Origin of the sequence: Wohlfahrtiimonas larvae, assembly GCF_002006755.1 — a bacterium.
GTDB classification, from domain to species: domain Bacteria; phylum Pseudomonadota; class Gammaproteobacteria; order Cardiobacteriales; family Wohlfahrtiimonadaceae; genus Wohlfahrtiimonas; species Wohlfahrtiimonas larvae.
Genome location: NZ_MVDO01000114.1, coordinates 1 through 9108 on the forward strand (window position 1 = coordinate 1; position 9108 = coordinate 9108).

Sequence of the window (9108 nt, forward strand, 5' to 3'; positions counted from 1 at the left end):
TAGCGGCAAAAGATATTGATACTTTAATCGCTGAATTAGACCAGGTACCTGCAGAGATCCGTACAGCCGTACAAAATAATGGCGGCGGTCATGCTAACCATACATTATTCTGGGAAATCATGGGACCTAATGCGGGTGGCGAACCTGTTGGCGAAATCAAAGCTGCAATCGATGCAACTTTCGGTAGTTTTGATGCATTCAAAGAAAAATTTGCAGCTGCTGCAACTAGCCGTTTTGGCTCAGGTTGGGCTTGGTTAGTTGTAGATAAAGATGGCAACTTGGAAGTTATGTCTACTGCAAACCAAGATTCACCTTTAACATTAGGCAAAACGCCTGTGTTAACAATCGACGTTTGGGAGCATGCTTACTACAAAAAATTCAGTAATGTGCGTCCTGATTACATCAAAGCATTCTGGAATGTTGTTAACTGGAACGAAGTAAATAAACGTTTTGTAGCTGCTAAATAATCAATACATTAGCTATTAAAATTTCAATTCATTAAGCCTAGCATTCATTGTTAGGCTTAATATTATCTATAATACGAATACAATCAATATTTTATAAATATATAATATTCTTATCACACATCACCACAAAACTTACATAGCATTTAGTAGAAATATCATTAAAGCCAAAATCTACACACTATTAAACAAAAGCCAATCCATGCTAAATTAGCAAGAATAATTACTATAAAATCAAACACTAATAGACATATTCTTATCTAAAATTAATATATAATTATTATAAATATCCCATTCCTCCTACTACAATAAATTTAAGATATTCATAATCAAAATCTTTTTTATTGACTAAAACATGGAGGATTTATGAAAAAATTATCTCTAAGCCTTATTTCCATGATTTTACTAAGTGCATATGGCCATGCTGAAGAAACTAAAGTAACCGGAAAAATTCGATTTGTAGGCAGTGTGACCGCGCCATCTTGTCAAGTTGTGACACCTACGCGATCTTCAAATCTAACCTTCACGAATTGCAAGATCCAAGAAGCTCGTACATCAGAAAATATTCAAAAAATGAATATCACAACTCAACGTTACAACAAATCTGACAAACAAGTTATGTTTGTGGCCATTATGTATAAATGAATTACCTATATAGGCATTCATCTCGCAAATAATTGAGAACTTCTCTTCATTTAAATAATGAATCTTATGAAAGTAGAATTAATTTTATAAATTCTACTTTATTTAAAACAACCCCCGTACATTAATCGAAAAGACAATATCAATTCAAGTCCAATTTTCAATTGATTTGACAAATATTAGGAAATTATTTTTATATATAAAACCCCTTGCCTAACCATATAAAGAGTGTAAATTCTTATTTAAAAAATTACTTATCAATTTATTTTTTAAATAATAATGGTGGTGGTTATGAAAAGATTACTCCTGAGTATTATGTTTACTTTTCTATTTGGTATTGTTAGTTATGCTCAACCACCAACATTATCAGGCAAGATCAGATTCACAGGGGAGGTTGTTGCGCCATCATGCACAATTACCCTTGATTCCCAAAATGCATCTAAGATAAATTTTTCTGATTGCCATACTTCAAAAGATGTAGACACACAAAATTCTCCAAAACTATATACGGCAACTCAACACATGCACCCTACCCATCAAAATTTATTAAGCATTTATATCGTCTACAAATAAAATATGATTGCCAGTTACTCACAAACATTAGCAACTATGTTTTCACCCAAGGCAGGGCCAATGCTCATACCTAATCCTGTACGCATGAGCACAGCTGTTACACACGACCCTGCTTTAATGATTGAATATGGCTCAGAGCCTTTTGACCCATATTTCCCCGTCCAACGTTCTATAGTTTTTAATTCCAACCCCAATGTTTCTTCTGCTAACTTCAATAATATGTTATCAATATTTTCACTGCTGAATGGGCGTGGAAATTGTGAATATGCATGAGAATCCCCAATGATTAAGTCACCAGAGGGTGTTGGTGTGATCAACAAATGAATCCCATATTTTACAAATTCAGGGTGATTCTTCTCCATTGCTAATCTTAAAATTGCAGTTTCAGGCAAATCTCTAAATGCATCATAATGTGTGCAGCTTAAACCTGTAAATAGAGCATGTTGTAATGATAATTCTTTAACGGGTCTCACTCGTAACATTTGTAAACGACAAATCATAGGATTTAATTGTTGGATCTCATCTGCAAGCAATGTTTGATAATCATGACCAGAACAGACAAAAATATGCGCCGCACTAAAATCTCCTATCGTTGTTATTAATCTGCCTTGATCCACATCGAGATCCTTCACCAGTGTTCCAAATTTCATTGTGACATTTGGCAAAGAAGATAAATAACGGATCAATTGTGGCAAGGCTTCACGAGAGAAAATCACTTGGTCATTTTTGCCATGCAAAATGGTAGAATAACGAGAGAATTGCCCACCATAAAGCGCACCAATATCTTGCTTGCTCAATAATTCACATTCGTAGCCATGTTGCTTCACTTTATTTTCCACAAAAGATTCTAATACAGCAGCTTCGACTTGATTGCGTGCAATGAGCAAAGAACCATTACGCTTAGCATCAATGTCGGCATGATTAATCCATTCGCTCCAAATATTTCGGCTCTGATTTGCAAGATTCAGCATCTCGCCTTCGCGTTGCCCTGTCACCACACCGAAGCCAAAGTTGCGAATCGATGCACCTAAGGGTTGATCCGTACGCTCACATACTAAAACTTTCAATCCACGCTTTGCTGCTGCATAAGCATGACTCAAACCGATGATTCCTGCCCCTACAATGGCTATGTCATATTTCATTATCGCTATCCATATCTTGATCAAAATGGCGCCATTCTAGGGAGCGATTATGTCAATGATATGACAAATTCTCATAAGCCCACTATATTTTACATTTCATATTTTTGTCATATTCAACAGCTATATTTCACTGGATTTTATTCACTCCCTTTAAGGAAAAATTCCATGAAATTATTCAAATCAACAGCTTTGACAATTGCATTGATCAGCACTTTAGGTTCAGCATATGCTCAAAAACAAGAGTTAACGGTATATTCCGCAATCGAAACAGATCAATTGAAAGAATTAGAAAAAGCATTCAACCAAGATCACCCTGAAATCAAATTACGCATTGTGAGAGATTCTACAGGTGTTGTAGTTTCTAAACTATTGGCAGAAAAAAATAATCCAAAGGCTGATGTGATTTGGGGCGTTGCGATCACAGGTTTAGGGGTATTAAAACTAGAAAATATGCTAGAACCCTATGCGCCAGCAAACATTGCTAAGATTGATCCTAAATATAAAGATAAAGATGCAGTGCCAGCATGGTGGGGTCATCAAATCTCTGGTGCTGTGATCTGCTTTAACACCGTCGAAGCAGAAAAACGTGGCTTACCAAAACCAGCAAGTTGGAACGATTTATTGAATCCTATTTACCAAGGTCAGATCGTAATGCCTGATCCAACATCATCTGGTACTGGTTACTATGATGTTGTGAGCTGGTTACAAATGTGGGGCGATGAACAAGGCAAAGGTGGTGGCTGGCAGTATATGGATAAACTCCATAATAACATCGCACAATACACTCATTCAGGCTCTAAGCCATGCAACATGGCAGCAACAGGTGAATATGTAATGGGCATTTCCTTTGAATATCGTGGTAATACCAATAAAGACAAAGGTGCCCCCATCGATTTAGTATTCCCAAGCGAAGGTTTAGGCTGGGATGTTGAATCATTCGCAATCCATAAAGGCACTAAAAACCTAGAAGCAGCAAAAGTATTAGCAGATTGGGCTTCTAGCGATAAAGCCATGGCTTTATATGGCAAAAATTATGCTTTAACAAGTGTTCCAGGTACGGCAACTAAGTTGGAATATGTGCCTGCTAACTATGCAGAATTATTGATTGATATGGATTTTGATACAGCGGCGAAAGATCGCTCTCGCATTTTGTCAGAGTGGAGCCAACGCTACTCTAAAAAATCAGAGCCTAAATCTTAATCATATTTTTCATTAATTAATAAGGGGATCGGCCTATATGTCATTTCTTGAGCTGAATGCTATCAATAAACGTTTTGGACATTTTACCGCATTAAAAGAGATCAATTTAGCCATTGAATCCGGTGAATTTATCTGTTTTTTAGGGCCCTCTGGCTGTGGCAAAACAACACTGCTTCGTATTATTGCTGGGCTTGAAGAGCAAACATCAGGCAAGATCTTTCAAAAAGGGCAAGAAATCTCCAAATTGCCACCTGCAAAAAGAGATTATGGGATTGTTTTCCAATCCTATGCTCTTTTTCCCAATCTCTCCGTGAGCGATAACATCGCTTATGGCTTAGTAAATCAGAAAAAACAAAAAGAAACGATTGAACAAAAAATTAATGCATTGTTACATTTGATTGGTTTACCTGATAGTGGCAAAAAATATCCTAGCCAATTATCAGGCGGGCAACAGCAACGTGTTGCATTGGCTCGTGCATTAGCAACATCGCCTAATTTATTATTATTGGATGAGCCCTTATCCGCACTTGATGCAACTGTGCGCATTCATCTACGCGAAGAATTGTGCCGTTTACAAAAACAACTCGGCATTACAACCATCATGGTCACACATGATCAAGAAGAAGCGCTCGCCATTGCGGATCGCGTTGTGATTATGAATCATGGTGTGATTGAACAAGTTGGTACACCATTGGAAGTCTATCATCACCCTGCTAATCCATTTGTGGCTGACTTTGTCGGTAAAATTAATCAATTGGATGCTTTATCAGAAGGTGATCATTACTATCGTTGTGGCGATGAAATCATTCATGCACCAAACGTTCCTTCCCATCCTAAAGGTGAAAAAGTTCGCTTATATCTTCGCCCTGAAGATCGCAAAGTTGAATTTAATCATAATGATTCAGCAAAGCGATTCACTGGCATCATCAAAGATATTGAATTTTTGGGTGGCACTTGCTTAGCAGAACTGGAAGTACCAGCCTTTGCAAAGCAATCCATCCGATTACAGTTTTCCTTAAATCAAGTGTATGACTTGGGAATCGAGCTAGATAAACCCTTACCGTTCGCTTTTAGACCTGAACGCATCAATGTTTTTGCAGCTTAAGGAATCAATATGTCTAGCTCTACTTTGCAGGCAAAGTCTGCAACACAAATGATTCAACCAAAATCTACTGCTTGGCCTATTGAAAAGATCATCATTGGCACGGTATTAATTACTTCTCTGATCTTCTTTGTACTCTTTTTAATCGCACCTTTAAGTGCAATTTTAAGTCAGTTATTCGTCAATAACACACTAAGTGAACACTCAGGAATTTCAGCGCTCTTTGAATATCTCAAATCGCCCTCCATCCTCAGAAGTTTATGGAACAGCATTTGGGTTTCCATTGTTGTTACTATCATTGTGATTCCTTTAGCCTTCACATTTGCCTATGCTTTAACTCGCAGCTGTTTACGATTCAAAGGTATTTATCGCTCAATCGCCCTATTGCCTTTATTAGCGCCATCATTGTTATCTGCTATTTCGATCATTTATTGGTTTGGCAACCAAGGTGCCGCTAAAGGATTCTGGAATGCTTTAGGTTTTGATTCCATTTACGGTGCACCCGGAATTATTCTGGCAGAGATCTTTGCCATTTTCCCCCATGTTTTGATGATTTTAGTCACTGCATTAACATTAGCAGATCAGCGTTTATATGAAGCAGCAGATACTTTAGGTACAAGCAAATTCCGTAAATTCATCACGATTACATTGCCAAGTGTTAAGTATGGCTTAGTTTCTGCGGGCATGGTTTCTTTCACATTAGTGATCACAGATTTTGGCATTCCAAAAATCGTGGGTGGTAACTTTGATGTATTAGCCACAGATTTATTCCGCATGATCATCGGTCAGCAAAACTTCCAACAAGGCGCAGCTGTTGCCTTGTTATTGCTAATCCCAGCGCTACTCACATTTACGGTAGAACACCATGTGCGTAAAAAACAGATTTCAACATTGTCCGCTCGATCTGTTCGTTTTTCACCTAAAAAGAATATGAAATTTGATTTAGCGATGAATGCTTATGTCATCGTGATTTCATGCTTAATGCTAGCAATGTTGTTGATGGCAGTTTATGCATCATTCGTGAGCTTCTGGCCATATAACTTGAAACTCAGCTTGTTGAATTATGAATCAGCACTGTTTGGCAGTGGCTTAGGCAAAACATTATTGAACAGTTTAACTTTGGCATTGGGCACAACCATCATTGGTACAGCATTGGTATTCTTAAATGGCTATATGCTTGAGAAAACCAAAGGCTTTAGCAAAATTAAATTAGCCATTCGTTTAATGGCAACTCTGCCTGTTGCAATTCCGGGATTAGTTTTAGGTTTGGGTTATATATTCTTCTTTAATAGCCCAAGTAATCCTTTCAACTTCCTCTATCATTCCATGTTGATCTTGATCCTATGTACTGTGGTGCATTTCTATACCACAAGCCACATGACAATGACCTCAACATTGAAATCCATTGATTGGGAATTTGAAGCGGTTTCCCAATCTCTCAAAGTTCCTTTCTACAAGACAATGTGGCGCGTGACATTGCCAATCAGCTTGCCAACATTATTGGATATTTCTCGCTACTTCTTCATCAATGCAATGACAACTATTTCAGCCGTGATCTTCTTATATTCACCTGAAACAGAACTCGCAGCTGTTGCCATTTTGAACTTAGATGATGCTGGCGATGTTGGTGGTGCAACAGCAATGGCTGTGATGATCACTGGTGTTTCTCTAGTTGTCATCTCTATTTATTACTTTATCGAACTTTGGATCAAACGCTCAACACATCGTTGGGCTAATCATTAGGAGACGTCATGGATCGCGATCAAATCTTATTAACCCCGGGACCATTAACGACAACATTGCGCACAAAAAAAGCGATGTTAAAAGATTGGGGTTCATGGGATGCTGATTTTAACCAAATCACTAAAAGAATTCGTTCTCAGCTACTTTCTATTATTCATGGTCATGATGATTATGTTGTCGTACCGATGCAAGGTAGTGGAACATTTTCTGTAGAAGCTGCGGTTAATAGTGTACTGCCCCCCAATGGGCATTTGTTAGTCTTAGATAATGGTGCTTATTGTAAGCGCATGGCGACACTCACCAATAAAATGGGGCGTAAAGCAACACTATTGTCATTCAATGAAAGAGAACCTGTTTCACCTGATGCATTAAAAAAAGCCTTAATTAGTGATGCATCTATCACACATGTTGGTTTAATTCATTGTGAAACTGGTGCAGGTGTTTTAAATCCTTTAAAAGAAATCAGCGATATCTGTAAAGAATTCAATGTTGGTTTAATCATTGATGCTATGAGCTCTTTTGGTGCACTGCCCATTGCTGCAAGAGACATTCAATTTGATGCATTAATCTCAGCAAGCGGTAAATGTTTAGAAAGCGTGCCAGGCATGGGCTTTATCTTCATTCGCAAAGCTATTTTAGAAAGTATGCAAGGCAATAGCCAATCCTTATCTTTGGACTTGTATGATCAATACCAATATATGGAAAAAACAGGGCAATGGCGCTTCACTCCGCCAACGCATGTTGTAGCAGCCTTAGCTGAAGCCTTAAATCAATTTGAAGAAGAAGGCGGACAACCTGCAAGGTTGGCACGCTATAAAGATAACTGCAAAACACTTGTGAATGGTTTGGCAAAAATTGGCTTAGAACCATTCTTGGATGAAGAAAATATCACGCCCATCATTGTGACATTTTTAGCGCCCAAATATGACCAATACGATTTCAAATCTTTCTATAACGCAGTGAAAGAAGAAGGTTTCATTTTGTATCCGGGGAAATTAACAGAAATTGAAACTTTCCGTGTAGGCTGTATTGGTGCAATCAACCATAAAGAGATGCGCCAAGTGGTTGCGAGTATGAAATACGTTTTAGAACAAATGGCTGTTGTTAAATAAATTTGAGGAGAATTCTTATGCAAAATGATCAAAAAATTTCTGCCATCGTCTTTGATTGGGCAGGAACCATCGTTGATCATGGTTCATGTGCGCCAATGGGTGCATTTGTGAAATTATTTGAAAAGTTCAATGTACCTTTAACGATTGAACAGGCGCGTGGTCCAATGGGCTCTGCAAAGTTGGATCATATCAAAGCATTATTGGCTTTGCCTGAAGTGAGCTCAGCATGGGCAAAAGAACATGGTAGCGCACCAACAGATTTAGATGCACAAATGCTCTACGATGTTTTCATCCCGATGAATTTGGCAGCCATTGATGATTATTCTGATCCTATTCCTGGTGCCGTTGAATTATTCAAAAAGCTTCGTGAACGCAATATTAAAATAGGCTCAACTACAGGCTACAACAGAGAAATTGCAGAAAAAGTTCAACGCTTAGCACAACCACATGGCATTGACCCTGAAAGCGTGATGTGCGCGGGTGATTTTAAAATGGGGCGCCCAGCACCATTCATGATGTTTCAAACCTTTAATAATTTAGGTGTTTGGCATCCACATACTGTGATTAAAGTGGATGATACTGCTGTCGGCATTGCAGAAGGCCTAAACTCTGGTACTTGGACAGTTGCTGTGACAGTAAGTGGCAATGAAGTTGGCATGACAGAAGCTGAATGGAACGCCTTACCAAAAGCAGAACAAGATCAATTACGCGAACAAGCAACGGCAGCGATGAAAAAATCAGGTGCACATTACATCATTGATTCTGTGGCTGATCTTGAACCTATTATAAATATGATTGAACAACGTATTCAATCAGGCGAAAAACCATAAATAACAAAACTAGCTTATGATCCTACTTTAGGCCAATATTATGAAAATAATATTGGCTTTTTCTTAGCAAAATTTTTCTGCCATAAATAACTCTTTTGGCTCAATAATCTGTGCTTGTTCGCGCACTAATGACAAATCATGCGAACCATTCGGTGTATCTTTCACCAAAGCATATAAAGTCGATGTGGTATATGTGATCGCTTTTTCAACGCTATCACCATTTAACATATGCGCTAAATACAATGCTGTAAATGTATCACCTGTACCGCTTGGCATCGGCACATAATGGCAACGTGGCGT

The 9108-nt window shown here is 38.1% G+C and carries 9 protein-coding genes and 1 pseudogene; 7 read left to right on the forward strand and 3 right to left on the reverse strand.

The annotated features are described in order from the left end of the window. Positions 1 to 467 (forward strand): superoxide dismutase (locus tag BZK14_RS07050; RefSeq protein WP_143691392.1); only part of this gene is annotated, 467 nt, incomplete at its 5' end. 363 nt (positions 468 to 830) lie between these two features. Further along, entirely contained in the window at positions 831 to 1109 is a 279-nt protein-coding gene (locus tag BZK14_RS07055; RefSeq protein ID WP_077925829.1) for a hypothetical protein, read from the forward strand. A 347-nt stretch (positions 1110 to 1456) separates the two neighbouring features. On the opposite strand, the gene BZK14_RS13585 is transcribed toward BZK14_RS07055, so the two are convergent. Continuing rightward, positions 1457 to 1591 (reverse strand): hypothetical protein, encoded by a 135-nt coding sequence (locus BZK14_RS13585; RefSeq protein ID WP_281249096.1) that lies wholly within the window; start codon positions 1589 to 1591, stop codon positions 1457 to 1459. A gap of 102 nt (positions 1592 to 1693) precedes the next feature. Continuing rightward, positions 1694 to 2836 carry a TIGR03364 family FAD-dependent oxidoreductase gene (locus tag BZK14_RS07060; RefSeq protein WP_342742236.1) on the reverse strand — a complete coding sequence of 381 codons (1143 nt, stop codon included), beginning with the start codon at positions 2834 to 2836 and terminating at the stop codon, positions 1694 to 1696. A 150-nt stretch (positions 2837 to 2986) separates the two neighbouring features. On the opposite strand from BZK14_RS07060, the gene BZK14_RS07065 reads away from it, so the two are divergent. The 5 genes from BZK14_RS07065 to phnX are packed head-to-tail and all read left to right on the forward strand — an operon-like array spanning position 2987 to position 8808. Continuing rightward, the gene (locus BZK14_RS07065; RefSeq protein ID WP_077925831.1) at positions 2987 to 4021 is read left to right on the forward strand and encodes a putative 2-aminoethylphosphonate ABC transporter substrate-binding protein; all 1035 of its coding nucleotides are present in this window, start codon (positions 2987 to 2989) and stop codon (positions 4019 to 4021) included. A gap of 37 nt (positions 4022 to 4058) precedes the next feature. Then, complete coding sequence (locus BZK14_RS07070; protein WP_077925832.1) at positions 4059 to 5126, forward strand: putative 2-aminoethylphosphonate ABC transporter ATP-binding protein; 1068 nt, start codon at positions 4059 to 4061, stop codon at positions 5124 to 5126. A 9-nt stretch (positions 5127 to 5135) separates the two neighbouring features. Next, positions 5136 to 6866: a putative 2-aminoethylphosphonate ABC transporter permease subunit gene (locus tag BZK14_RS07075; protein ID WP_245831221.1), complete on the forward strand. Its 1731-nt coding sequence runs from the start codon at positions 5136 to 5138 to the stop codon at positions 6864 to 6866. Between the two features lie 8 nt (positions 6867 to 6874). Then, on the forward strand, positions 6875 to 7978 hold the full coding sequence (locus tag BZK14_RS07080; RefSeq protein ID WP_077925833.1) for a 2-aminoethylphosphonate--pyruvate transaminase: 1104 nt from the start codon (positions 6875 to 6877) through the stop codon (positions 7976 to 7978). 17 nt (positions 7979 to 7995) lie between these two features. Beyond that, positions 7996 to 8808 carry a phosphonoacetaldehyde hydrolase gene (phnX, locus tag BZK14_RS07085; RefSeq protein ID WP_077925834.1) on the forward strand — a complete coding sequence of 271 codons (813 nt, stop codon included), beginning with the start codon at positions 7996 to 7998 and terminating at the stop codon, positions 8806 to 8808. 63 nt (positions 8809 to 8871) lie between these two features. Here the strand turns inward: phnX and BZK14_RS07090 are convergent. Beyond that, positions 8872 to 9108: pseudogene (locus BZK14_RS07090) on the reverse strand (pyridoxal kinase); the annotation flags it as partial.

What these genes read in the sequence shown, in the direction of transcription:
- BZK14_RS07055 (WP_077925829.1), top strand. Translation starts at nt 831, where the DNA reads ATGAAAAAATTATCTCTAAGCCTTATTTCCATGATTTTACTAAGTGCA.
- BZK14_RS07065 (WP_077925831.1), top strand. Translation starts at nt 2,987, where the DNA reads ATGAAATTATTCAAATCAACAGCTTTGACAATTGCATTGATCAGCACT.
- BZK14_RS07070 (WP_077925832.1), top strand. Translation starts at nt 4,059, where the DNA reads ATGTCATTTCTTGAGCTGAATGCTATCAATAAACGTTTTGGACATTTT.
- BZK14_RS07075 (WP_245831221.1), top strand. Translation starts at nt 5,136, where the DNA reads ATGTCTAGCTCTACTTTGCAGGCAAAGTCTGCAACACAAATGATTCAA.
- BZK14_RS07080 (WP_077925833.1), top strand. Translation starts at nt 6,875, where the DNA reads ATGGATCGCGATCAAATCTTATTAACCCCGGGACCATTAACGACAACA.
- phnX (WP_077925834.1), top strand. Translation starts at nt 7,996, where the DNA reads ATGCAAAATGATCAAAAAATTTCTGCCATCGTCTTTGATTGGGCAGGA.